This window comes from Mucilaginibacter ginsenosidivorans, assembly GCF_007971025.1.
GTDB classification, from domain to species: Bacteria; Bacteroidota; Bacteroidia; order Sphingobacteriales; family Sphingobacteriaceae; genus Mucilaginibacter; species Mucilaginibacter ginsenosidivorans.
Genome location: NZ_CP042436.1, coordinates 1,989,781 through 2,015,005, shown reverse-complemented (window position 1 = coordinate 2,015,005; position 25,225 = coordinate 1,989,781). Strand labels below are relative to the sequence as shown.

Annotated in this window: 22 protein-coding genes and 1 rRNA gene; 10 read left to right on the top strand and 13 right to left on the bottom strand. The window is 46.5% G+C overall.

The annotated features are described in order from the left end of the window. Nucleotides 1-314 precede the first annotated feature (314 nt). Nucleotides 315-1,836, bottom strand: a 16S ribosomal RNA gene (locus FRZ54_RS09225). A 654-nt stretch (nucleotides 1,837-2,490) separates the two neighbouring features. Here FRZ54_RS09225 and FRZ54_RS09220 point away from each other — a divergent pair. Then, a complete protein-coding gene (locus FRZ54_RS09220) occupies nucleotides 2,491-3,864 on the top strand; it encodes a methyltransferase RsmF C-terminal domain-like protein (protein ID WP_147031337.1) in 1,374 nt (457 codons plus the stop codon). Nucleotides 3,865-3,878: 14 nt separating this feature from the next. Here the strand turns inward: FRZ54_RS09220 and FRZ54_RS09215 are convergent, their stop codons facing one another. The 5 genes from FRZ54_RS09215 to FRZ54_RS09195 all read right to left on the bottom strand — a co-directional run bounded on the left by FRZ54_RS09215 (nucleotide 3,879) and on the right by FRZ54_RS09195 (nucleotide 8,590). After that, nucleotides 3,879-4,481: a calponin homology domain-containing protein gene (locus FRZ54_RS09215; RefSeq protein ID WP_147031336.1), complete on the bottom strand. Its 603-nt coding sequence runs from the start codon at nucleotides 4,479-4,481 to the stop codon at nucleotides 3,879-3,881. 61 nt (nucleotides 4,482-4,542) lie between these two features. Continuing rightward, the gene (locus FRZ54_RS09210) at nucleotides 4,543-4,908 is read right to left on the bottom strand and encodes a CoA-binding protein (protein WP_147031335.1); all 366 of its coding nucleotides are present in this window, start codon (nucleotides 4,906-4,908) and stop codon (nucleotides 4,543-4,545) included. A gap of 100 nt (nucleotides 4,909-5,008) precedes the next feature. Next, nucleotides 5,009-5,500 (bottom strand): DinB family protein, encoded by a 492-nt coding sequence (locus FRZ54_RS09205; protein WP_147031334.1) that lies wholly within the window; start codon nucleotides 5,498-5,500, stop codon nucleotides 5,009-5,011. A gap of 212 nt (nucleotides 5,501-5,712) precedes the next feature. Beyond that, on the bottom strand, nucleotides 5,713-7,263 hold the full coding sequence (locus tag FRZ54_RS09200) for an NAD(P)/FAD-dependent oxidoreductase (protein WP_147031333.1): 1,551 nt from the start codon (nucleotides 7,261-7,263) through the stop codon (nucleotides 5,713-5,715). Nucleotides 7,264-7,360: 97 nt separating this feature from the next. Beyond that, the gene (locus FRZ54_RS09195) at nucleotides 7,361-8,590 is read right to left on the bottom strand and encodes a sterol desaturase family protein (RefSeq protein ID WP_147031332.1); all 1,230 of its coding nucleotides are present in this window, start codon (nucleotides 8,588-8,590) and stop codon (nucleotides 7,361-7,363) included. 327 nt (nucleotides 8,591-8,917) lie between these two features. Here FRZ54_RS09195 and FRZ54_RS09190 point away from each other — a divergent pair, with 327 nt between their 5' ends. After that, nucleotides 8,918-9,481, top strand: a complete 564-nt coding sequence (locus tag FRZ54_RS09190; RefSeq protein WP_147031331.1) for an RNA polymerase sigma factor — start codon at nucleotides 8,918-8,920, stop codon at nucleotides 9,479-9,481. A 267-nt stretch (nucleotides 9,482-9,748) separates the two neighbouring features. Here FRZ54_RS09190 and FRZ54_RS09185 read toward each other — a convergent pair whose 3' ends face one another. Both FRZ54_RS09185 and FRZ54_RS09180 read right to left on the bottom strand, forming a co-directional pair. Next, entirely contained in the window at nucleotides 9,749-11,152 is a 1,404-nt protein-coding gene (locus FRZ54_RS09185; protein ID WP_147031330.1) for an alpha-L-fucosidase, read from the bottom strand. Nucleotides 11,153-11,607: 455 nt separating this feature from the next. Further along, the gene (locus tag FRZ54_RS09180; RefSeq protein ID WP_147031329.1) at nucleotides 11,608-13,899 is read right to left on the bottom strand and encodes a GH92 family glycosyl hydrolase; all 2,292 of its coding nucleotides are present in this window, start codon (nucleotides 13,897-13,899) and stop codon (nucleotides 11,608-11,610) included. Nucleotides 13,900-14,094: 195 nt separating this feature from the next. Between FRZ54_RS09180 and FRZ54_RS09175 the strand changes: the two genes are divergently transcribed. From FRZ54_RS09175 to FRZ54_RS09155, 5 genes are all read left to right on the top strand, one after another. Beyond that, nucleotides 14,095-14,508: a DUF3830 family protein gene (locus FRZ54_RS09175; RefSeq protein WP_147031328.1), complete on the top strand. Its 414-nt coding sequence runs from the start codon at nucleotides 14,095-14,097 to the stop codon at nucleotides 14,506-14,508. Nucleotides 14,509-14,627: 119 nt separating this feature from the next. Then, nucleotides 14,628-15,218: a LemA family protein gene (locus FRZ54_RS09170; RefSeq protein WP_147031327.1), complete on the top strand. Its 591-nt coding sequence runs from the start codon at nucleotides 14,628-14,630 to the stop codon at nucleotides 15,216-15,218. An 88-nt stretch (nucleotides 15,219-15,306) separates the two neighbouring features. Further along, the gene (locus FRZ54_RS09165; RefSeq protein ID WP_147031326.1) at nucleotides 15,307-15,741 is read left to right on the top strand and encodes a TPM domain-containing protein; all 435 of its coding nucleotides are present in this window, start codon (nucleotides 15,307-15,309) and stop codon (nucleotides 15,739-15,741) included. Nucleotides 15,742-15,751: 10 nt separating this feature from the next. Continuing rightward, nucleotides 15,752-16,537 carry a TPM domain-containing protein gene (locus tag FRZ54_RS09160; protein ID WP_147031325.1) on the top strand — a complete coding sequence of 262 codons (786 nt, stop codon included), beginning with the start codon at nucleotides 15,752-15,754 and terminating at the stop codon, nucleotides 16,535-16,537. Between the two features lie 87 nt (nucleotides 16,538-16,624). Then, nucleotides 16,625-17,179: an NUDIX hydrolase gene (locus tag FRZ54_RS09155; RefSeq protein ID WP_147031324.1), complete on the top strand. Its 555-nt coding sequence runs from the start codon at nucleotides 16,625-16,627 to the stop codon at nucleotides 17,177-17,179. Here FRZ54_RS09155 and FRZ54_RS09150 read toward each other — a convergent pair. The 4 genes from FRZ54_RS09150 to FRZ54_RS09135 all read right to left on the bottom strand — a co-directional run bounded on the left by FRZ54_RS09150 (nucleotide 17,176) and on the right by FRZ54_RS09135 (nucleotide 21,817). Beyond that, a complete protein-coding gene (locus FRZ54_RS09150; RefSeq protein ID WP_147031323.1) occupies nucleotides 17,176-17,634 on the bottom strand; it encodes a nuclear transport factor 2 family protein in 459 nt (152 codons plus the stop codon). The genes FRZ54_RS09155 and FRZ54_RS09150 overlap by 4 nt on opposite strands. 225 nt (nucleotides 17,635-17,859) lie before the next feature. Next, entirely contained in the window at nucleotides 17,860-19,287 is a 1,428-nt protein-coding gene (gene dnaA, locus FRZ54_RS09145; protein ID WP_147031322.1) for a chromosomal replication initiator protein DnaA, read from the bottom strand. A 431-nt stretch (nucleotides 19,288-19,718) separates the two neighbouring features. After that, complete coding sequence (locus FRZ54_RS09140; RefSeq protein WP_147031321.1) at nucleotides 19,719-21,257, bottom strand: acyl-CoA mutase large subunit family protein; 1,539 nt, start codon at nucleotides 21,255-21,257, stop codon at nucleotides 19,719-19,721. A 29-nt stretch (nucleotides 21,258-21,286) separates the two neighbouring features. Next, nucleotides 21,287-21,817: a DUF7935 family protein gene (locus tag FRZ54_RS09135; protein WP_147031320.1), complete on the bottom strand. Its 531-nt coding sequence runs from the start codon at nucleotides 21,815-21,817 to the stop codon at nucleotides 21,287-21,289. A gap of 91 nt (nucleotides 21,818-21,908) precedes the next feature. Between FRZ54_RS09135 and FRZ54_RS09130 the strand changes: the two genes are divergently transcribed. The 3 genes from FRZ54_RS09130 to FRZ54_RS09120 all read left to right on the top strand — a co-directional run bounded on the left by FRZ54_RS09130 (nucleotide 21,909) and on the right by FRZ54_RS09120 (nucleotide 24,402). Next, nucleotides 21,909-22,256, top strand: coding sequence for a HesB/IscA family protein (locus FRZ54_RS09130; RefSeq protein ID WP_147031319.1), 348 nt, complete (start codon nucleotides 21,909-21,911; stop codon nucleotides 22,254-22,256). A gap of 102 nt (nucleotides 22,257-22,358) precedes the next feature. After that, nucleotides 22,359-23,072, top strand: coding sequence for a hypothetical protein (locus tag FRZ54_RS09125; RefSeq protein WP_147031318.1), 714 nt, complete (start codon nucleotides 22,359-22,361; stop codon nucleotides 23,070-23,072). 88 nt (nucleotides 23,073-23,160) lie between these two features. Next, nucleotides 23,161-24,402, top strand: a complete 1,242-nt coding sequence (locus FRZ54_RS09120) for an ABC transporter permease (RefSeq protein WP_147031317.1) — start codon at nucleotides 23,161-23,163, stop codon at nucleotides 24,400-24,402. 82 nt (nucleotides 24,403-24,484) lie between these two features. On the opposite strand, the gene FRZ54_RS09115 is transcribed toward FRZ54_RS09120, so the two are convergent. Beyond that, the gene (locus tag FRZ54_RS09115; RefSeq protein WP_147031316.1) at nucleotides 24,485-25,225 is read right to left on the bottom strand and encodes a tyrosine-protein phosphatase; all 741 of its coding nucleotides are present in this window, start codon (nucleotides 25,223-25,225) and stop codon (nucleotides 24,485-24,487) included.

The window sequence follows — 25,225 nt, the reverse complement described above, 5'->3', positions numbered from 1 at the left end:
ACTGCCACTCTAAGTGTCCCTCCCCCTCAGGTCAGGCCCCACCCTGATGGCTTCATCTTCCTGGGTTTCCTTTTTTTAGATCTGAGTCTTGAGATTTGAGTCCTGAGTCTGATTTGCATCCTGTCTCATGTCTCATATCTAATTTCTCACATCTATTTAATAATATATGAAATAATCAAGCGCAGCAGTTTTACTATCGCTTTATAAGGTGAGTGAATGGTCAATGGTCAATAGTGAATGGTGAATGCCTTGCGACATACTACCTTTCGCCTTTTACCTTTCTGCCTTTCAACTCTTCGGAAATACTGCTCCAGAAAGGAGGTATTCCAGCCACACCTTCCGGTACGGCTACCTTGTTACGACTTAGCCCCAGTTACCGGTTTTACCCTAGACGGCTCCTTGCGGTTACCGGCTTCAGGCACCCCCAGCTTCCATGGCTTGACGGGCGGTGTGTACAAGGCCCGGGAACGTATTCACCGCAGCATTGCTGATCTGCGATTACTAGCGAATCCAACTTCACGGGGTCGAGTTGCAGACCCCGATCCGAACTGTGACCGGCTTTTTGAGATTGGCTTCCTGTTGCCAGGTCGCTGCCCTCTGTACCGGCCATTGTAGCACGTGTGTAGCCCCGGACGTAAGGGCCATGATGACTTGACGTCGTCCCCTCCTTCCTCTCTACTTGCGTAGGCAGTCTGTTTAGAGTCCCCACCTTTACATGCTGGCAACTAAACATAGGGGTTGCGCTCGTTGCGGGACTTAACCCAACACCTCACGGCACGAGCTGACGACAGCCATGCAGCACCTAGTTTCGTGTCCCGAAGGACTGAGGCGTCTCTGCCTCATTCACTAACTTTCAAGCCCGGGTAAGGTTCCTCGCGTATCATCGAATTAAACCACATGCTCCTCCGCTTGTGCGGGCCCCCGTCAATTCCTTTGAGTTTCACCCTTGCGGGCGTACTCCCCAGGTGGAACACTTAACGCTTTCGCTTTGACGCTGACCGTATATCGCCAACATCGAGTGTTCATCGTTTAGGGCGTGGACTACCAGGGTATCTAATCCTGTTTGATCCCCACGCTTTCGTGCCTCAGCGTCAATCATACCATAGTAAGCTGCCTTCGCAATTGGTGTTCTGTGACATATCTATGCATTTCACCGCTACTTGTCACATTCCGCCTACCTCTAGTACATTCAAGCTCTTCAGTATCAAGGGCACTGCGATAGTTAAGCTACCGTCTTTCACCCCTGACTTAAAAAGCCGCCTACGCACCCTTTAAACCCAATAAATCCGGATAACGCTTGGATCCTCCGTATTACCGCGGCTGCTGGCACGGAGTTAGCCGATCCTTATTCTTACTGTACATTCAGCCACCTACACGTAGGTGGGTTTATTCCAGTATAAAAGCAGTTTACAACCCGTAGGGCCGTCTTCCTGCACGCGGCATGGCTGGTTCAGGCTTCCGCCCATTGACCAATATTCCTTACTGCTGCCTCCCGTAGGAGTCTGGTCCGTGTCTCAGTACCAGTGTGGGGGGTCATCCTCTCAGATCCCCTAAACATCGTTGCCTTGGTAAGCCGTTACCTTACCAACTAGCTAATGTTCCGCATGCCCATCTCTGTCCTATAAATATTTGATCATTAAACAATGCTGTTCTGTGATTTTATGCGGGCTTAATCTCTCTTTCGAGAGGCTATCCCCCTGACAAAGGTAGGTTACATACGTGTTACGCACCCGTGCGCCACTCTCAAGGAAAGCAAGCTCTCCTATCCCGTCCGACTTGCATGTATTAGGCCTGCCGCTAGCGTTCATCCTGAGCCAGGATCAAACTCTCCATTGTATAATGTTTTGTTTGTATCCAGACTCTATTACTCATTAATAGAAATCTGTTCTTGTTCGGTGATCGGGCTGTGGTCAATAGTGAATTTGCATTCACCATTCACTTTTCACCTTTCACCTTTGTATTCTTTACAGTCTTCCTATCCTTCTTAAATTGACAGTGCTGATCTATTCTCGTCTTTACCACTAACCTCCGTTTCTCAACTAAGGCCTGCAGCCCAATCATTCACCTCAAATCTTACGACTTAAGACTCCCGACTTACGACTCCTCTTCAATCAGCCCCGCTGCGCTGTTGATTATCTCAGTTTCTTAAAGAACTTTTATCGTTCACTGTCGCAGTGAACTTTTATTTAAAATCCCGCAGGATTTAAATTTTTTAGCTATTTGCCTCGTTACCGAAGCGGCTGCAAAGATGGGAATAATTTAGTATACGTGTCAAGTGCTATTTTCACTTTTTTCAAATATATTTTCTTTACTCCGAATCTTTCAAAAAACAACCCTTTTTGTGGAAGGGGAGACAAATGTAAGGAGAATCCCGCGACCTGCCAAAAGAAATGTTAAATTAATGTTTAACCTGTTGTAAACTAAGCAGTATGAATTATCACCGAAAACCAATTTATCACAACCCGCTGTTTCGTATCTTTGAAAACGAATATGAACGCTCCCGGATTTCCGCCAAATTTTCTTTCACAATTATCCGGATCGCCTGGTTTTGACCGCGAAAATTTTATCGAAGCGCACCAATCTGCGGACGCGCCAACCTCCATCCGGCTCAATCCGTTTAAGAAAATACCCCCTCCCACCGGCAACCACGTTCCCTGGTGCGGCGAAGGCTACTACCTGGATAGCCGCCCTTCTTTTACATTCGATCCCTTATTTCACGCCGGGTGTTATTATGTACAGGAAGCATCGTCCATGTTCATAGGGCATATTCTTAATCATATAAAAGGTGATGAGCCTGCTAAAGCGCTCGACCTTTGCGCAGCGCCCGGGGGCAAAAGCACGCTGATCAGTTCGGCCTTAAAAAGCAATGACCTATTAGTTGCCAACGAGATCATCAAAACACGCGTGCCGGTGCTTACAGATAACCTGACGCGCTGGGGGCCATCCAATACCATCGTTACCAATAACGACCCGAAAGATTTTAGCCGATTGAAAGGGTTCTTCGATATAATATTGGTTGATGCGCCTTGTTCGGGCTCAGGCATGTTCCGCAAGGACCCGGATGCGATGAACGAATGGAGCAAAGCGAATGTTAACCTGTGTCAGCAGCGCCAGGAACGTATCCTGGCCGATGTTTACCCAGCCTTAAAAGAAGATGGTTACCTTATATATAGTACCTGCTCTTATTCGGTAGCAGAAAATGAGAATATATTGGATTGGCTTTGTGATACGTTTGAGCTGGAGAGTATTCAAATACCCATACAATCCGAATGGGGTATCGTGGAGAGCCGGTCGGACGCGCACCAAGCATGGGGCTACCGATTTTATCCTGGCAAAGTAAAGGGCGAAGGCCTGTTTGCCGCCTGCCTGCGAAAAAAGGAGAATACAGGCGAAATGCCCAACACCAAATACAAGGAGCAGCAAAAGGCCAACTACAAAGAAGCCGACCTGGTAAAGCCTTATCTTAATGACGCTGATAACCATTATTACTTTAAGGTAAACGAAGACTGGCTGGCCATAGATAAAGTGCATAAGGAAAGCCTGGCTACCTTATCCCAATTTCTGTATCTCAAAAAATCGGGGGTACGTATTGGCAAACTGGCCGGGCGCGATCTAATACCAGACCATGAACTGGCCCTGAGCCTCATAATAAACAAAAACCAATCTCTGCAAACTGAACTAACTAAAGAGCAGGCTATCCAGTACCTGCGGCGGGATAATATCACTGATCTGATTATAAACGATAAAGGCTGGAGTCTGATGACTTACGACGGCCATCCTTTGGGCTGGGCGAAACTATTGCCCAATCGAATTAATAATTATTATCCGAAGGAGATTAGGATATTTTCTAAAGCAGAAGGCTAAAAACCGAAAGCTTTCTATTTATTTAGAACAATATGATAAGCTTCCAGACACTCGTTTGCGTTCTTGTATATATGATAGGGATAATGATAGACATCTACATGCCCATTGTTCTTTATATTTTTTCCGTCTTTACTTGTTAAAGTGTAAATCTTATCTTTCAGTTTAAGATTAGGCAAATAGTAGTTAGTAAGTGTCTCATAGATTACGCCATCCTTAACATCATTATCAAAAACATTTGTTATACGCTTAAAGGCTACGGTATTGCCAGAATTATCAAAATAATGCCGGTATTCAATGTACCAATCTCCACTTTCACTATAAGGCATCTCCGCTATGAAAATTACCCTTCCTGCACTGTCTTTTAATATATTATATGAATACTCAGCATCATCCGGCCACTTATCACCTATTACCCTCACAGGATTTTTTTTATTTGGTATTTTGGCAAATATGATAAGTCGCTTATTGTGTTTTAGGATGTAATTTGAAATACTGTCTGTCCTTTTTTTGAGGAATAAAGCTGCATTATCCGTCGGTTTTACTGCCTGGGCTTGAATTTTGATCGACAACAAGAACAGCAATATTACCGGAATAATGCAGTAGGTTAAGATTTTCATTATCCAAATATAACGAAACCGAATTTTACCAGGCTAGTTAACTAGTCAAAAGTCACTAACCTTAATACTGCCCTATCGACAACAATACCAGCGTACAGGCATATTCTGTTTCAATGCCTTTTTCTGTAGCCATGCGGCGCAATTCGGAATTTTCGGTACCGGGGTTAAAAATGATGCGTTTGGGATTAGTTTCCAAAATATAATTGTAAAGCCCCTTTTGGTTTTGCGGACCTACATATAAGGTAATGGTATCAATATCGCGGTGAATGGTTTCCGGCTTTTCAATAGGCACACCCGCCACCTCGCCTGTTCGCACCCCTACATTCACTATGCTGTGCCCGCTGCGCACCAGCCGGTTGGCGGCCAGGTTTGCGTAACGTCCCTCGGTAGGTGTCGCACCCAATACCAATGTTTTCTTGTTATCCATATTTCTATTTTGATTCCACCGATTATTGTATGATTTCACCGATTATTTTGTGATTCAACCGATAGCCGGAGTAATCGTTAATCAAAATCGGTGTAATCATCTATTCATAAATCTGTGTAATCCTGCTTAATAATGCAATTTGTCCCGAATGGTATACGTGGTGTTGTATCAAACCGTTCACCAGTTCTTCGTTGGTTACACCTGTACCCAGGCCGGGCTCGCGATTCTCATTCATCAGTTCCTCCCATTTTTCTTCGGGGAAATTCTGAATAAGGCCCGACAAATTTACGTTCACCAGCTTCAAATCATTAACATAATTGTGCCATTTTTGTTCGTCAGGCGCACCGGTATCGGGCCAGTCGCCGCTCAGAGGCTGGCTGGCTTCTTTGCCATTCAGGCGGTCGAGCACTTCTTCTGTCCAACTGAGCATGTGCAATACAATTTCGGCAATGGTATGCGCCGCACCTGGTGCTTTCTCAAATGCGGCCTCGAAGCTAACCTGTTCGATAATGCTATAAACAGAATTGCCATACCATGGGTCGCCGGAAAGGACGTTTTGAAGTTCGTGGTTTAATTTTTCGGATGTTGTCATTTCTCTATCATTTCAACTCTGTGTCTCTCCGTGAAAAGCTTCGTGCCCTCTGTAGTTATTTAACCGCAAAGAACACCGAGAATTACACAAAGGAACACAGAGCGCTTTTATTTAATTATTCGGATGTATCCCTTCTGGTCGGCCTATCCGCTTATACTGCCCCGGCCTTAATCGCGAGGCCGGTATCCCTGCCGACCGGCAGGCCGGCACTGCTATGCCAATATCTTCGCCGTTGCCACCGCACAATTCACCCCGTCTATCGCTGCTGAGATAATGCCACCGGCATAACCGGCGCCTTCCCCGCAGGGAAACAGGCCCTGTACCTGCGGATGCTGCAACGTTTCTTTATCCCTCGGTATCTTAACCGGCGATGAGGTGCGCGATTCAACCCCAACCAGTATCGCTTCATTGGTATAATAGCCCTTCATCTTTTGCCCGAAAACCGGCAAAGCCTTTCGTAACCGCCCCGCTATCCATTCCGGCAAAACATCATCCAAATTTATACTTTTTGTGCCGGGCAGGTACGAGTTTTTTGGCAGATCGGCAGAAATTCGCCCTTGCACAAAATCCACCATTCTTTGTGCCGGGGCAACCAGCTTTCCGCCACCCGCGGTAAATGCCAGGTGCTCTGCTTCTTGCTGAAAACGCAGCAGCTTAAGCGGGTCGTTATTGCCCCCTTTTACATCTTCCATATTGATCTGCACCACGGTACCCGAATTAGCATAAGGGTTATTGCGTTTCGAGGGACTCCAACCGTTCACTACGATCTCCTTATCTTCAGTGGCACAGGGTGCAATAATACCACCCGGGCACATACAAAACGAGAACACCCCGCGCCCGTCTACCTGTTCTACCAAACTATAATAGGATGGCGGCAGGTATTCGCCCCGGCTTTCGCAATGATACTGGGCCTTATCAATAATTTCCTGCGGATGTTCGATTCGCACACCCAGCGCAAAAGGTTTAGCTTCGATCAATATATCCTGACGGTGCAGCATTTCGAAAATATCACGTGCCGAATGACCAGTAGCTAAGATCACCGCATCAGCTTTCCGGGTTTCGCCGTCAGCGGTTTTTACGCCTTTGATCTTGCCAAACTCTACATTCAGCCCGGTTACTTTGGTATCAAAATGAACCTCGCCCCCGGCGTTCTCAATCGTCTCGCGTATAGCGGTAATAATGCCCGGCAATTTATTGGTGCCTATGTGCGGGCGGGCGTCTATCAATATATCTTCATCGGCGCCATGCGCCACGAAGGTTTTTAGCACCTGGTTCACATCGCCGCGCTTGGTTGAGCGGGTGTAAAGTTTGCCGTCGGAATAAGTGCCTGCCCCGCCTTCGCCAAAGCAATAGTTCGATTCGGGATTCACCACGCCCTGCTTATTGATATTAGCCAGGTCGCGGCGGCGCTGTTTCACATCTTTACCCCGTTCTAAAATAATGGGTTTTAAGCGCGATTCGATACATTGCAAAGCGGCAAATAACCCCGCCGGGCCCGCACCAATTATAATGACCGGTTTAGCATCTTTAACATTGGGATATTGGATGGTATAGTTTTCCGGGATATAAGGTTCATTAACAAACACCCGGACCTGCATACGGTAAACCACCCTGCGACCCCGCGCGTCGATAGAACGTTTGAGAATTTTTAAAACCGTGATTTGATCGGCTGATATATTTAAGGCTGAAGCGGCAAGCTTTTTTAAAGCGGCTTCATCCTCATGCTGCTCTGGCTGGCAGACAATTTCGGTTTCTTTGATCATGACATTGCCCGGTTTTTATCCGGGACGGGACAAAGGTAGCGAATAGTGATCAGAGATTGGTGAATAGTGATTAGTTGCCCATCTGATTTCCCGTTAGTTACCCTTCGTTCTGAACGAAAACCGGGGCTGTTTCTTCCACTTTAGGTTTGTCCGCTTTTAAAGCGTTATTAATTATTTTTAATACCTTATTTCTGCTGGTTAGGCCCAATTCGGGGTTTGTCTTCAAAAAACATTCACGTAAAGCCGCTGCTGTTTTATCGGTAGAAGATGGTGTCCAACCCGGCGGCATGATGATATACAACAGCTTATTTTTTAATCCCCCGGTATCTTTTACATCGCGCCAAAGCAGGTATATTTCCCCGAAATACAGGTCGGTAAAGTTGGTGACATCCAGTTCACGGGTTACTCCGTATTCGGCTTTTACTTCTTTTTTAAATGGCTGCAAAGTCCCGAATATCCAATCCCAAATCGGCAATGCCGATGCAAAATTGGTATCGATATACAACGGATTTTTTGCATGATGTACGCGGTGATGTGCCGGCGTAATAACCAAATGCTGCAAAAAGCCCATTTGCCCGTTTTTTAAACTGTCTTCGCTTACATGAACGAACACGCCCCAGGCGCTGTCAATAGCCATCACCACTATAAACATAAGCGGATTTACGCCCAAAAGCGTCAAAATAAGTAAGTGAACAAAGGATGAATAATATCCCTCAGCAAAAAAGTGAACCCAGTTTACCGCCATATTGATATTTGACGGAGCGTGATGCGGTGCATGTATACACCATAATAAACGCACACGATGGCAACTGTAATGGAATATCCACGACGATAGCTCCCAGCATATATAGGCATATATCCAGTTGTACCACGTTAAGCTAATTGTAAAAAGCGCAAATTTTTGAAAATAGGGCGCCCATATCCAAAACATGTTGATCAGGACGAGCTTTGGCAGAAGCTGGTGGATAAGCATCGCCAAAAACGACGATTTATAAGATACCGACATCTCGTTGAAAGCCTGCTTGTATCTATCCCAGCCTTTTGTCTTTCCTTTTTCCTGTTTTAACAACCTGGTTATAAACCACAGTATTTCGCCCGATACAAGCGTAGTGTTTATGATGACCATAACGAATACCACGCTCACGTAATATTCGTGATTTGCCATAGACATTGTGACGGCGCTGATAAAACCCTTGCTTTTTTCCGATCCGTGGATATAATGCCAGTAGGTTGTGGCCAGGTTATACATCACAAAGCCGAATGCGAATACGAAAAATGCATTCTCCGCAATTCTCCAGTTTTTGCTCAGCTTTTTTGTAAAATTCACCGGGTGATCTTCTGATTTATCGTTCTCAACAAAATTAAAAACTTCGCTGACATTATTTTGCTTACTTATACTTCTTTGGCGTATCGCTGGTTGCGTTAGCCATCCGAAATCGTCCCTTCAAGTCACTTTTTATAATATCGGTTTTATTTAAGCCTGCACCTCCAGCGGATAAAAGCCGGTGAGGCGGGGTGAAAAACGTCCGCTTTTGTTTCACCCACTGTACGATTCCGAACGCTTTCGTAGTTGAGTTAAATTTTAATTATTTGAAAATCAAACAGTTGTCAAATGGCACACACATTGGCATAGGTGTATCAAATAACCAATATCATGAATACCGATAACAACTTGAGCCGGATGTGGGAAGGATGCCTGCAAAACGACCGCAAACAACAGGAAGCTTTATACCGTGCACTGGCACCCAAAATGCTGGCCGTGTGTATGCGTTATGCTAATGACCGTGATGAGGCACAGGATATATTGCAGGAAGGCTTTATCAAGATGTTTAACAATGTGCATAAATACCGCGGAGAGGGCAACCTGGAAGGCTGGATACGCCGCATTATGGTGCACACTGCTATATCGCGCTATCGTAAGCTTAAGCCGATGGTTTTGGTTGAGGACATGGCCGAAAACGACATGGATTCGGGCGCATCCACCAACGCCAATAACCTGGAGGTTAACGACCTGATGAAACTGGTGCAGCAGTTACCACAGGTTTACCGTTCGGTATTTAACCTGTACGCAATCGAGGGTTATTCGCACCAGGAAATAGGCTCCAAGCTGGGTATTACGGAATTGCTGTCGCGCACTACGCTTTACCGGGCGCGCAATATCCTGAAAGAAAAGCTGATGCAGCTTACCAGTAACGAGCGGTACTGCCTGGCAGGTTAGCCCCCAACCCCTGAAGGGGAGGATTTTGAATTTGCAATCAACCCATCAATATATATAGTCTCCGCTAAAGGTCCTTCCGGTTGGGAGGAGCCCGGCGGGGACCAAAACCAAAACAAGCGTAAATGGACATATGGAGGGTGGCCATATTCTTTACCGCGGCAATGGTGATCAGCATCATTGCCTTTTTGTATTTGGGTAGGAAAAGGTGAAAGCTGAAGGCAAAAAGCTGAAAGCGAAAATTCCGTTTCCAGGCTCCATAATAAAACTTTAATCTTTCTGCTTTAAGCTTTCCGCTTCATTATAAACCCCAAATTCCGCAATCGACGGCTGTCCTTCTGATTTTATAATGCGTATGCGCACTTTGCTGCCGATGACCGTTTTAAAGCGGTTAACTTTTACCTGTTTTGTATTGGTACCATTGAATACCGGTTTCCATGCGCCGGCGTGGTAATATTCCAGCACATAATCGCTGATGTTCGGTTTATCCTGGGCTATGGAGATGGTATTGAATGCTGTTTCTTTTCTCAAATCCACTTCCCACCACGGTTTGTCGACGGTTGTGTTTGACACCCACGACGTTGTAAAATCATCGTCATTAGCCAGGTCCATAATATTATCGTCATCGCCCCAGCTCGAATTGCTTGGTTTGTTTTTGGCGATGTTGTGGGATATGATCGGCGCATCCAGTTTTGGCAGCGTTGGTTCCGGCCCTTCATTGTGCCAAAGTTCGCCTATCTTCTTTAACGACGCCAGCGCATTATCGTCGAACCGGCCCTCCCGGTTGGGGGCCACGTTCAGGATGAAGTTAACATCGACGTTATTTAAGGGTTTGATCAGGTCGTTCACCAGTTTTTCGGGGTCCCTGGTAGGCTCGTTGGGGAATGATGTTTTCCAGAACCAGCTTTTTTGCAGCGGCAGGCAAGCCAGGGCAGGCATGGTGTTGCCGTCTTTGGATACCCGCTGACCGGCGCCCATTTCATAAGTTTTAATATCGGTATAATACATGCCCTGCGCAGGATACTTGGCGCCATTCAGGTCCATGATGACACAGTTGGGCTGCAGCTTCTTAACCAGGTGATATATCTCCTCAAACGGCACATCGTCATACGATATCCTCGACCAGGGCGCGTCCCAGCCGTCGATAATCAGGGCTTCGATCGGTCCGTAATTGCTCAACAACTCCGTCAGTTGCCCTTTGATCATTTTGATATGCGCCGGTGTTATTTTATGGGGCCTTAACCGGTGATGGGTATCCAATATAGAATAATACAACATCACCTTCAACCCGTTCTTACGGAAGGCGTCTACAAATTGCCGCACCACGTCCTTCTTATAAGGGCTGTGCATGACGTTATAATCCGTTGTCTTGGTATCCCAGATGCAAAAACCGCTATGGTGCTTGGTTGTCAGGCAACCATAGGTCATGTTGGCCGATTTGGCCGCCTTCGCCCATTGGTCGCAATCCACGCTGGCGGGATTGAATATTGCGGGTTTGGCGTCCGGGTCGGCCCAATCCTGGTTCATATAGGTTGGAATGTTAAAATGGATGAACATCCCGAAGCGGAGGTCGACAAATTGCTGCTGCAATTGCTGCAAAGGTTTTTGCTGGGCAGCGGCGGCGAAGCTGTATAATATTGCTGTTAAAAGGAGATATTTAGTGTAGTTTTTCATAGTCAATATTTGGTTCTATAACGCAATTATTACCCCGCTCAATTGCCGCGGTGGCTGTTACTTTGTCTTGATACAAAGTAACCAAAAATCAAGACAGAAAAAAGCTTCTGCCCGCCGTGCCGGTTCTTACGGTTTTGTAGCGCTACGCGCATGGCAAAAGCTAAACCGTCATTCACGCCTACCCTGGCCCGCTTTTCTGTCTGCCCCGCGCTCTTTTTTTCATGTTCTGTTTTTTTGCCGAAGCCCGGAATGCTGACGCTGGCACAATATAAATCTTACAATCCTTAAATCCTGCAAATCTTAGTTCAAACTATTAAGCTGTGCTCGTATTAGCAATGGAAATGGATACCGATTTGTGATTAAGGGTTACAGCCGTACGAATGTACAGCGCGACCGGAGCGCAGCGAGGGGAACGCCCAATACCTGCCAACTGATCGCTAATCCCCAGCCACTAATCACTTATGCTTACTGCTCATCACAAACGTCATCTCTCCCCCATTCATAATATCCGAATGAGAAATAAACCAGCCGTTCAGCGGCTTGCCGTTCAATAATATCTTGCTGACGTACACATTCTTTTCACCCTGGTTTTTTACGTTGATGGTGAATGTTTTACCGTTATCCAGGTTGATGACCGCTTTGTTAACGGCCGGGCTGCCTATGGCATACTGGTCGCTGCCTGGCGCTACGGGGTAAAAGCCCAACGAGCTGAAGATATACCAGGCGCTCATTTGGCCGGTATCGTCGTTGCCGCCCAAACCGTCGGGTGTTGGCTTGTACATACGGGGTAGTATCATCCTGATCTTTTCCTGGGCCTTCCATGGTTTATCGGTCCAGTCGTACAGGTAAACTACGTGGTGCGATGGCTCGTTGCCATGCACATAATTACCGATGATGCCATCCTTGGTTATATCTTCCGTTTCGGCGAAATATTTATCAGGCAGGTTATAGCTGAACAAGCTGTCCACATAAGTAATAAAGCGCTTATTGCCGCCCATTACTTGTATCAGCCCCTTAGGGTCGTGCGGCACGTAAAGCGTGTAGTTCCATGCGTTACCCTCGATGAAGCCCATATTATTTGTGGTGAACGGGTCGAAGTTTTTACGGAAAGTACCATCAGCAAGCCGCGGGTGCATAAAGCCGCTTTTGGGGTCGTAAACATTTTTCCAGTTCTGCGACCTTTTGATAAAGGTATCATAAACATCCTGGCGGCCAAGTTTTTTCGCCATTTGGGCAATGCACCAGTCGTCATAAGCATATTCCTGCGTCGACGATACCGAAACACCGCTCTTTTCGTCGGGTATGTAACCCATGTCGATATAATAACCTATCCCGGCATAATCGCGGTGATCGGCCGTAGCCACGCAGGCGTCCAATGCCATGTTGGCGTCGAAAGGTGCGTTACCCTTTACTACGGCATCGGCTATAACGGAAACACTGTGATAGCCGCTCATGCACCAGTTCTCGTTGGCCGAATTGCTCCAAACCGGCAACATGTGCTCGGGGCTCTGGTGGTAATGGGCCAGCATGCTTTGCACCATATCGGCATTGCGTTTCGGATCGATGATATTGAACAGGGGATGCAGCGCGCGGTGTGTATCCCACAACGAAAAGGTTGTGTAATTGGTAAATCCGCTGGCTTTGTGCACGTTTTTGTCAAGCCCCTCGTATTCGCCGTTCACATCCATATAAATCGTCGGATTTATCATGGCATGATACATGGAGGTATAAAAGTTTTCCTTGTCGGTCTGGCTGCCGTCTATAACGATCTTATGCAGTTCCTTTTCCCATTGTTGCTGCCCTTCGGCTTTCACTTTGTCAAAGTCCCACCCGGGGCATTCGGCCTGCATATTGGCGAGGGCATTATCCATGCTCACCGGCGACAGTGCCATTTTCAGTTTGATCTTCTCCCCTTCCGTAGTTTTAAAATCGAAATAAGCCCTTATCTGCCTGCCGGCTATCTCCGGGAAATTTGGGGTTCGGTTAAATTGTCCCCAAAAGCCGCCGTAAACTTCGCGCTTGTCATATTTCTTATAACCATGACTGATGAACGGTTTGGAAAATTTAAGGGCGAAATATAGTGTCCTTGTGCGTGCCCAACCATTGGTGGAACGGTAGCCCACCAGCGTACTATCGTTGATGAAACGCACGTAGGTCCATACGTTTTTATCAGGGTAATTATAAATGCCCGCCATCAGGTCGAGCACGATGTGCGCGTTATCCGATTTGGGGAAAGTATACTGATGAAAGCCCACACGGGTGGTGGTGGTCATTTCGGCTAAAATATTATAGTCGTCCAGTTTCACCTTGTAGTAATTTGCCTCGCTCACCTCGTTGGCATGCGAAAAAGCCGAACGGTAGCCGCTGCCGGGTTTATCCGCCGTGCCGGGGTTCAGCTTTAGTGCGCCAACGGTAGGCATAACCAGGAAGTCGCCCAGATCCGAATGGCCGGTGCCGCTGAAATGTGTATGGCTAAAGCCGACAATCGTTTTATCATCGTACTGGTAGCCGGCACAATAGCTGTAAACTTTAGGGTTGTAATGGCCATCCTGTTCGTAACCAACCGTATCCGTTTCAGGGCTCAGCTGCACCATCCCAAACGGCACCGTGGCACCCGGGAACACATGCCCCATGCGCTGCGTACCGATGATGGGGTGCACATATTGAACCAAATTGTCAGATGACCTTGTTTGCGCCGATGCCAGTATGGGCAGGGCGGCCAGTATGGATAGGAAGAGTCTTTTCATCGGCTTCAAATATAGCCGTATTGCTTTATTGTTGGATTGCTTTATTGTTTTTGTGAGCGGATTGTTGCAATCCGATTTCATACGTTGTGCACCACACTTGCGAAACAACTGTAAGGAGCCTGATGAATTTTGGCGTCCAGGGCGTAACTTTGAAGCAACCCTGCTTGTGCAAAACAAGTATCGACTGATAAACTTATGACCGGCTTTCAAATAACAACAACAAACAATAACGCCATCCGCTTCAGGTTCTATGCTGATGCCCCTGTAACCTGCCGTGCGTTCGCTGCCCTGCTGCCATTTACACGTACTTTCATGCATGCAAGAGTTTCGGGACAGGAGATATGGATCGATAACGCTCCCGAACTGGATATCATCCAGGAAAATGCGTCGGTATTTACTGAGCCCGGCGAAGTAGTTTACGGGCCGATGAAACCGGCCCGTACCAAAACTGCTGATTGCATGGGCATTTATTACGGCGAGGGCAAAGGACTTGATTGCTGCAATATTTTTGCGAAGGTTTTTGACGAGGATATGCCCTTGCTCAAACAACTGGGCGAAGACATATGGAAACAGGGCGTCAAAGAGCTGACTTTTATGGCGCTTGATTGACCTGATGGGCGTCCATTTTAATGACAGAGTGGCAAACACAATAAGAATTTGTAACAACGGTATAGGTTTTGTAATCAAAGTTGTAAATTCAACTGAAAAATCAATTAGAATTAAAAAACATGAAAACTTCGTATATTGTTATAGGCGTAATTTTATTTATCCTTTTAATAGGTGGCTGTGGCGGCGTTTCCAGCTACAATAAGATGGTGGCGCTTGATGAAACAGTGAAAGCTAAGTGGGGAACGGTACAGGCCGATTACCAGCGCCGTGCCGACCTGATCCCGAACCTGGTGGAAACCGTAAAAGGCGCCGCTAATTTTGAAAAGAGCACTTTGGTTGATGTAACCAATGCCCGCGCCCGCGCCACTTCTATCCAGGTAGATCCGACCAAACTCGACCCTGCCGCCATTCAAAAATTCCAGGCTGCACAGGGGCAGTTAAGCACCGCTTTAGGCCGCCTGCTTGTGGCGTCGGAGAAATATCCCGAGCTAAAAGCAAACGACAACTTTAGCGCTTTGCAGGCCCAGCTTGAAGGGACCGAGAACCGCATTAAGGTATCGCGTATGGATTTCAACAATGCTGTACAGGATTATAATACCAAAATACGTTCGTTCCCGGGCAACATTATCGCTAACATGACCGGCTTCCAGCCAAAAGGCAGCTTCCAGGCTGAGGCAGGTTCAGAGAAAGCGCCGTCTGTTAAGTTTTAATTATTGTATTATTGAGTTATTGAAGGGCAGGTCAAACTTTCGGCCTATATTCGATAATTCAATAATTCATTAATTCAATTATTAAGCCATGGCTATATTTAATGAAGAAGAGCAGCTGCGTATCCGTAAGGCGATCGAAGACGCTGAGCGGAACACGTCGGGCCAGATACGTATCTGTATCGAAAAGACATGCAGCGAGGACCCGCTCGATCGCGCAGCAAGGTACTTCCATCAACTGGATATGCATAAAACGCGTCTCCGTAATGGTGTGCTGATCTACCTGGCTACGGTCGACCGTAAGTTCGCAATTATCGGCGACAGGGGGCTTAATAAGCTGGTGCCGGAAAACTTTTGGGACGATGTGAAGGAAAAAATGCTGAACCATTTCAGATACGGCGAATTGGTGGAGGGTATTGTTGCGGGGTTGGAAATTTCCGGCGAGCATCTTCAAAAATTCTTCCCTCACCAATCTGACGGTAAAAACGAATTGCCGGACGATATAGCCTTTATGGATGGCAAATAAACCTAAAAAGATGTTCAAAAAGCTCGTTATATTTTGCAGCTTGCTGCTTTGCGCCTTTTCGGTAATTGCGCAGCAACTGCCCGACAAACCAAGTACGCTGGTTACCGACTACACCAACACGCTGTCGGATGCTGATAAGCAGTCGCTTGAAAACAAGCTGGTTAATGTCGATGATTCTACTTCTACGCAGATCGCCATTCTTATTATTAAATCGGTAGGCGAATACGACATCAACGAGTATACCCAAAAAGTGGCCCGCAGTTGGCAAATAGGCCAAAAAGGCAAGAACAACGGCGTGCTGATACTGGTTGCCATGGGCGATCGTAAAATGTCAATACAGGTAGGTTATGGTCTCGAAGGCGCAGTACCCGATGTGGTTACGCATGAGATCATCGAGAACGACATGAAGCCCCGTTTCCGCAGTAACGATTACTACGGCGGACTTAATGCCGCAGTGGACGACCTGGTCAAGTACAGCAAGGGCGAATATAAGGCTGCCAAAAAGGCGAAGGGGCATGGTATACAGGGCGGCAATATTCTTGCGCTAATCGTTATCGTGGTAGTTATACTCATCATCATATTCCGTAATCGCGGGGGTGGCGGGCAGATCATAGACAGCCGTGGCGGAGCGAGCCCGTTCTGGTGGTTCCTGGCCGGCAGTATGCTCGGTCGCGGAAGCGGAGGTGGAGGCTGGGGAGGTTTCTCTGGCGGAGGCGGCGGAGATAGCGGGGGCGGCGGCTTTGGCGGCTTCGGCGGCGGCGACTTTGGCGGCGGCGGATCGAGCGGAAGCTGGTGATCTAATTATTGAATTATTGAATGCCTGATTTTGAAATTTGGTAGTATTTTAGCAACGCAATAATTCAGTCATTCTATCATTCAATAAATGAATCCAAACGATCTTACCTGGAAGAAACTCTCATCAGAATATATACATAAAGGCAAATGGGCCACCTTACGCATTGATAAATGCGAGATGCCCAACGGCCATATCGTTGAAGATTATTATGTACTTGAATATGGTACCTGGGTAAACGGCGTTGCTATAACCGAGGACAATAAAGTGCTGATGATCCATCAATACCGGCACGCGGCTGGCATTGTTTCGCTGGAGATACCCGGCGGTGTAGTGGACGAAGGCGAGGACCCGCAACAAGCCCTGCGCCGCGAACTGCTGGAGGAAACGGGCTACCAGTTCGACGATTTTGAACCGCTTTGTGCGGTTTATTCCAACCCATCAACAGCTGATAACCAGGTTTACAGCTACCTTGCCCGGGGCGGCAAAAAAGTAACTGGCCAGACGCTTGACGACCAGGAAGAGATCATTGTTTATGAATATACCATAGACGAAGTAAAACAAGCCCTTGCCGAAAACAAGATCGTACAGGCCATGCATTGCACGGCACTATTTTATGGACTGATGAAATTAGGGGTGCTTTAATCGGGGCAGTTGCCCGTCTTGGTGGTGGAGAAGATGGAAACAATCCGCCAGTCCCGTTCGGTTTTTATGAGCTGAATGATCGCTATTCCGCAGTGGTCGAATTTGCTGCCGATATAAAACTTGTACGACGCCCATACCATAGCCACATCATGGGCAATGTTAACGTCGTCGTAATTGGTTATCCGTTCATCCCAATGTCCGCCGCTGGCTGCTTCCACTCCCTTAAAAAATTCGGCATTACTGTCAATAATAATATTGCCCGTAGTATCCTTTGCCGGATTAACATGATACATCAGGAACCGGTCGGCCAAAGTGTTTTTTAAATTTACCGTGTCGCCTGCACGCATGGCGTCGAACATATTGCTGATGGTACGCTTAACTGCATCACTTTCGTTTTGGCAATAGGCGGTTAGCGAACTTATGGCGAAAAGGAAAATGGTCATTAATTTTTTCATTGTGAAGGGCCTGATAATTCAATTCAATTTAGAAAAATTTCTTAAAATCTTGAATCGTTGTCATTTCGAACGAAGAGAGAAATCTTGTACACTATACAATAAACGACTCTGCTTGTTTAAGATTTCTCCTCGTACCTCGTCGAAATGACAGTCTCATTTGCAATCAACAAAAAACGCCATCACTTTTAAGCAACGGCGTCCAAACTTTTGTGGGCGGGTCGTAGGTTACGACATTTTTAATTTCTTCTGTATATCGGCAACGTAGCCTTTAAATTTCTTATCTGTATCTATCAGGTCCTCAACTGTCTGGCAGGCATAGATCACTGTCGAGTGGTCGCGGCCCCCAAAGAAACTGCCAATAGATTTTAGTGAGCTTTTGGTGTGCGCTTTGGCCAGGTACATGGATATTTGCCTTGCCTGAACTATTTCACGTTTGCGGGTCTGCGATTTCACCATTTCGATAGGCACCTCGAAGTATTCGCATACCAGGTTCTGGATGTACTCCATCGATATCTCCTTGGAAGAATTCTTCACGAAATTCTTCAGCATCTGCTTGGCCAGGTTCAAATCAATCTCCTTGCGGTTCAGTGTCGACTGTGCCAGCAGGGAAACCATCGCACCTTCCAGTTCGCGTACGTTGTTGTCGATATTATGAGCAACATATTCCACCACGTCGTTCGACAGGTCGATACCGTCCTGGTAGATTTTATTTTTAAGGATAGCCATACGCGTCTCCAGGTCGGGCACCTGGAGATCGGCCGAAAGGCCCCATTTAAATCTTGATAGCAAGCGTTCTTCCAAACCGGCCAGGTCCTTCGGCGCTTTATCTGACGTAATGATCAGCTGCTTGCCCGACTGATGCAGGTGGTTGAATATATGGAAGAAGAAATCCTGTGTTTTTTCTTTGCCGGCAAAGTTGTGCACATCGTCCATGATCAGCACATCGATAGCCTGGTAAAAATTCACAAAGTCGTTAATATTATTGTGTTTCAGTGCGTCGACAAATTGCTGGGTAAACTTTTCGCACGATACGTACAATACCAGTTTATCCGGTAGTTTCTGCCTTATCTCGTTACCTATGGCCTGGGCCAGGTGAGTTTTACCCAAACCAACGCCCCCGTAGATCATGAGCGGGTTGAATGAAGTACCCCCCGGTTTGGCCGCAACAGCATAACCTGCCGACCGCGCCAAACGGTTGCAATCGCCCTCTACGAAATTTTCGAAAGTGTACTGAGGGTTCAGTTGCGGATCTACATTCAGTTTCTTCAAGCCCGGTATTACAAAAGGATTTTTAATGTCCTTATTGATGGAGATAGGCACGGGCATCGACTGATTTTTAGATTCGGCACCGTTCCCGTTCGAGGGCATATTTGTTGTATATGGCTTGCTCGAGGACGACTGTTCTACAACAATGTTGTATTCCAGGCGACCATCATCTCCAAGTTGTTTCTTTATCGTTTTACGCAAAAGGCCAACATAATGTTCCTCCAGCCATTCGTAGAAAAACAAACTCGGAACTTGTATCGTCAAAACGCTTCCTTCTATCCTCAGCGCTTTTATCGGCTCGAACCAGGTTTTAAAGCTCTGGGCCGGTATGTTGTCTTTGATGATCTGAAGGCAGCTGTTCCAAACGGTAGTACAAGTTTTATCCATATAGTTTCAATTAATATCTTGATTTACAAGCCCCAGGCAAGCTTCCAATGGGGCTGCTACGGAACATCGAATATTCAAAAAAAAAGCTATTTAAAAAATAAAATTTGAAATTTTTATTCAATTATTTCATCATTTATTAACCGCCGTTATTGCAAATTTTCGAAATAAAAATCTTATATTTTGCACGCACACGGTATAATTACTCTCACGCTTCGGAAACACAGCTTTTTTATTTTTTCCCCGCTTTTCACCCTGCCTATCATCCTATATACGTTCCTTCTACGTTAGGTTATCAACAATTGTTGAGCCATAACCCTGCGTGTCAGCAGGCTTTAATACCTAAACTTCTGTAGTTGCGGCGGATAATTTTTTAGCGATAGTTTTTGTCAGCGTATTGTCATGCGCTGTCAGGTAAAACCTGTCATGAAATGTCAGTACTCACCGAAGACGCTTCGCAGCGTGTCGGCTATTTCACCAAGCGTTGCATAAGCTTCTACCGCTGTCAATATATGTGGCACCAGGTTCTCCTTTCCGCCGGCCGCGTCTTTCAATTTACCGAGCGCTTCCTCCACGGCTTTATTATTTCGCCCCGCTTTCAGTGCCTTTAGCTTTTCACTTTGGGTTATGCGTATCGAGTCATCCACCCTGAATACATTCCCGACCGGCTTTTCGGTCTCCGTAAATTTATTTACGCCGACGATGACACGATCTCCATTCTCTATCTCGCTTTGATATTCATAAGCCGAGCGGGCAATTTCCTGCTGAATATAATCCTGCTCTATGGCCTTCACCGCGCCGCCCATAGCGTCTATCTTATCTATATATAGGTATGCGGCTTTTTCCAATTCGTCGGTAAGCGATTCGATAAAATAAGAACCTGCCAGCGGATCGACCGTGTCCGTTGCCCCGCTTTCAAACGCAATGATCTGTTGGGTCCGCAGGGCGGTCTTAGCTGCGGCTTCTGTGGGTAGCGACAGGGCCTCGTCATAGCCATTGGTATGCAGGGATTGCGTTCCGCCAAGCACAGCCGCAAGCGCCTGGGTGGTTACCCTCACTATATTATTCATCGGCTGCTGGGCCGTTAAGGTCGACCCGCCTGTTTGGGTATGGAACCGTAATTTTTGCGCACCCGGGTCGGTTGCGCCCAATTGTTTGGTGATATTTGCCCACATCCTGCGCGCAGCCCTGAACTTGGCTATTTCCTCGAAGAAATTATTGTGACAGTTGAAGAAGAAAGACAGCCTTTTTGCAAACACATTAATGTCTAAACCTTTTTCCATAGCCGCCTGCAGGTAAGCCTTACCATTGGCCAGTGTAAAGGCCAGCTCCTGTACTGCTGTCGAACCAGCTTCGCGGATGTGGTAGCCCGATATGGAAATGGTGTTCCACTTAGGCACTTCCCTGCTGCAGTATTCAAATACATCCGTTATCAGCCGCATCGAAGGGCCGGGCGGGTAAATATAAGTGCCCCGGGCGGCATACTCCTTTAATATATCGTTTTGTACGGTACCCGATAGCTGTCTCAGATCGGCGCCCTGTTTTTTGGCCAGGGCAATATACATGGCTAATAATATAGGTGCGGTAGCATTGATGGTCATCGATGTGGTGATGTCCTTCAATTGAATACCATCGAACAAAACTTCGATATCTTTCAGCGAGTCGATAGCTACTCCCACTTTACCCACTTCGCCTTCGGCCATGGCGTTATCCGAATCATAGCCGATCTGCGTCGGCAGGTCGAATGCGACAGAAAGGCCCATGGTGCCCTGGCTCAACAGGTAATGATAACGCTTATTCGATTCTTCGGCCGTCGAAAAGCCGGCATATTGCCGCATGGTCCATGGCCTGCCACGGTACATGTCCTTTTGAATACCCCGGGTAAACGGGAATTCGCCCGGCAATTCATTCATGCCCGAAGGTTCGGTATAAACCTCCTTTATTTCGATACCCGATGTAGTGGTGAATTTCATTGATTTCGATGTTCAATTTATCTCCAACATTACATCAGCTCTTCCATATCCGTACGGATCATAGCGGTGGCAATATCATAAGGGTTATCCTGGAGCGACGCCATGTGGGCGAGTACAGTTTTACTTAAGTCGAGCCCGGTAGCATTTTCGGGCAGGGCCTTGATAGCATTGGTCACCACGCTCATGGTGTCGTCCTTTACACGCTTGATCACGTTCCACGAACGCTCGCTCACATATATTTGCTGGGTAACATTATGCTGAAACTCCTCGCGTATCTCGCTTACCACCAGGCTATGCAGCTCGTGGGCAGAATATTGTGTACCATGCAGCCTTATCAGCATATTAGCAGGGTTTACCCGCTCCACAAACAATATCAGGCGTTCGTAAGCCTGGAAGCGGAGCGGCAAAGTAAGTGCAGTGGTGGACTTTTTCAGTTCCATCAATTGCAGCTTTTCCGAACGGTCGAGGTAGGGTTTTAGCAGGTAAAAGGCGACATAAACCGTACCGATACCGGCTAAGGTGAATTTTACAATATCAAGCAAGAAAGTATTGATCTGCATATTTTTAGTGTTAGGCGAGGGTCATAAATAATTGACAGGGAACAAAAATCTGCAATTTACCTTATATTTGTATAGTTAATTTTGAAATAAGATGAGTATAGCTGTTGAAGCCGCTCCGGTAAGCTTTACCGAAGGCGCTGTAAAGGAACTAAAAAAACTAAAAGACCAGCAGGAGCTGAATGACGAATTCGGCCTGCGCGTTGGTGTTGAAGGCGGTGGCTGCTCGGGCATGAGCTATGTGCTCGGTTTCGACCAGAAGAAAGACGGCGACCAGGAATACGAGATAGAAGGCATCCGGGTATTTATGCACAAGGCGCATGGTTTATATTTGGTAGGCATGCAGATCGATTTCCAGGATGGCCTGAACGCCCGCGGGTTCACTTTTAACAATCCTAACGCCTCCAGCACCTGCGGCTGCGGTTCATCATTCTCCGTATAAAATACTTTTCCATATAATCGAAAGGGCATCCGGTGACGGATGCTTTTTTGTTTTCAGGAATTTGGTTAGTTTTATTGTGTCAGCTAAACTCCCCTGTCGATCATGGAAGTACACCACCACCCCAAAGTAGAAAAGAAAAATTTTATGGAATACCTGCTGGAAGGTTTAATGATCTTTTTGGCGGTACTGATGGGCTTTTTTGCTGAAAGCCTGCGCGAAAACATCACAAAAAAGGAAAAGGAAACTGAGTACATCGCCAGCCTGGCAAGGGACCTGGAAAAAGATAAGATCAATTTGGCTATCACAATAGATGATAACCGCAAGAAGGTAAAAGGATTGGACAGTTTGCTTTCATTAGCCGACAGCGACATGACGATCGTCAAAAACAGGAAGCTGCTGTACCGGTATTCATCACACGTCAGTTGGTATTCCGCTTTTATCAGTAACGACGCTACAATGTCGCAGCTTAAAAATTCCGGAGGGCTGCAATTTATTAAGCGCCATCATATTGCTGACAGTATTGCCAAATATGACCAGGAAATGCGGGGACTATACGCAGCTGAAGGGCCTTACAATAAATTCACAGGTGATGCTACTGACTTTATGACGGAAATGCTGATCTTCACTTTAAAAAAAGGTGATGAAAACCGCGGCTATCCGCTGGTAACCAATGACAAGAGCAAATTGCAGGAATTCTTCAATAAAATTCAACTGGAAAGAGGATGGAGCAATAATTATATCCAAAACTTACAGGAGCGTGTTCCGTACAACGCCAAACTGATAGAACTTTTAAAAAAGGAATATGATATAAAGTAGCCTATTCGCAACTTTTCCCATATTTTAAACCAGTCCTGTAACAAACCACCCTACCCTATAGTCATACTACCGAATCTGACAATACCGTATGGCGGTAAAAACTACGCTTAAAGAAAATATTTCTATTGCCCTGCAATCCATTTCAGGCAACCGGCTTCGGGCATCGCTCACATCGCTCATTATTGCTATTGGCATTATGGCGCTGGTGGGCATTTTGACAGCCATACAGGGCATAAAGGATTATACCAACAATGTTTTCGGCGAATTGGGTGCCAATTCGTTTACCATACAAAACACCAATAGCGGGCTTAATTTCGGCAATGCCGGGCATCGTAAAGTTTATCCGCCAATTACATACGCGCAGGCCGACCGCTTTAAAAAAGCGTTCAACGCTCCTGCGGTAACCTCGGTAAATCTGTTTTTATCGGGTACCGCTGTTGTTAAATATGGCAACCAAAAATCCAACCCCAATATCTATTTTACCGGGTCGGACGAGAACTACCTGGTTACATCGGGTAAAAAATTGGCCTTCGGGCGAAATTTCTCAGCGGCAGAGCTCGAACACGGAGAGGGGGTTGTCATCATCGGTAATGAGATCAAAAAGCGCCTGTTTAAAAACGAGGATCCTATAAACAAGTATATTTTTGTTGGCAAGAACAGGTTTCGCATTGTGGGTATAGTAGCATCGAAGGGCAGTTCCGGCTTTGGCCCGGGTGATAAATTTTGCGTTATACCCGTTTTAAAGGCCAAACAGGTAGATACGGTTTCCAATCCTTCGTTGTCGATAACTGTAGACGCACTTGCATCCGCCAGCTTTGATGCTACCAAAGGCGAGGCCATTTCAACCTTTCGCAATGTGCGCGGTTTAGCTGTTGTTAATCCGGATAATTTCGAAATATCAAGCAGTGAATCGATCCAGGCCGAAGCCACGCAAAACTTGGCCGGCATGACCATAGGGGGCATTACCATCAGTATCATCACGCTGCTGGGTGCATCCATAGGCCTGATGAATATCATGATGGTATCGGTAACCGAACGCACCCGCGAGATAGGCTTGCGTAAAGCCATTGGCGCAACACCGTCCATCATACGAAAACAATTTTTGATAGAAGCCATCGTGATCTGCCTCATCGGGGGTATACTCGGCATTATACTTGGCATAGCCATTGGGAACCTTATCGCGGTCAGTATCAGCGGAGCGTTTACCATACCGTGGCTTTGGTTGCTTATCGCGATAATTGTTTGTACACTTATCGGCCTTCTTTCCGGGTTCTACCCCGCTCAGAAAGCTTCACGTCTGGATCCGGTCGAAGCGTTGAGGTACGAATAGTTTTGCTGGAGCCAGGAAATAAGAAATAAGAGCCAGGAATCAAGATAAGGGTCTTAAATTTAATCCTTGTTCTCGATCCAACTTATAAAAGCATAATATTTTTTAGCGGGTATTCTTCTGAAAGCAGTTTCTGAAGGTGGGCTGTTTTTAAAGCATTTTTTAATGCTTCGGCATGTTTGGGATGATGCATATCGCTTGATATAAAATCTACCAGTTGCTCGTCCACCAGGTCCTCGGCCATTCTTTTGGATTCCCTGCCATAGTACCCGGTCAGCGATATGGTGTTTAACTGAAGATAACAACCCCAGTCGCGCAGGCCCTTAAGCTGGTCAATATCCATATACAGGTAACGCTCGGGGTGAGCGAGTATCGGTTGTAAACCAAGGTTGGTCATTTTTTGAATTGCCTGCAACAGGTTTGGCGCCTGCGCAACAAACGATAATTCAAACAGCACATACTTACCACCCATTATCATAAGCTTACCATCATCGATCCTTTTTTCGAACGTCTCATCAAAATAGTGCTCGGCGGCTGCTTCTACTGTTATGTCGATCTTTTCCTTTACCAATTCGGCCTTCAATAGTTCAAGGGCGCCATTAATGCTTTCGGCCGTATTGCGATAATAATCGGCCATGATATGGGGCGTCGCAATTATTTTTTTGATCCCAAGATCCATCATCCGGCGGATAAGGAACACCGACTCCTGCGGATTTTGAGCGCCATCATCAATACCGGGCAATACATGCGAATGCATATCCACGGCAATAGTACTATAGTCAGGGGTATTTATCGGACTTTCCTTCTTACGGAAGAAATTAAACAT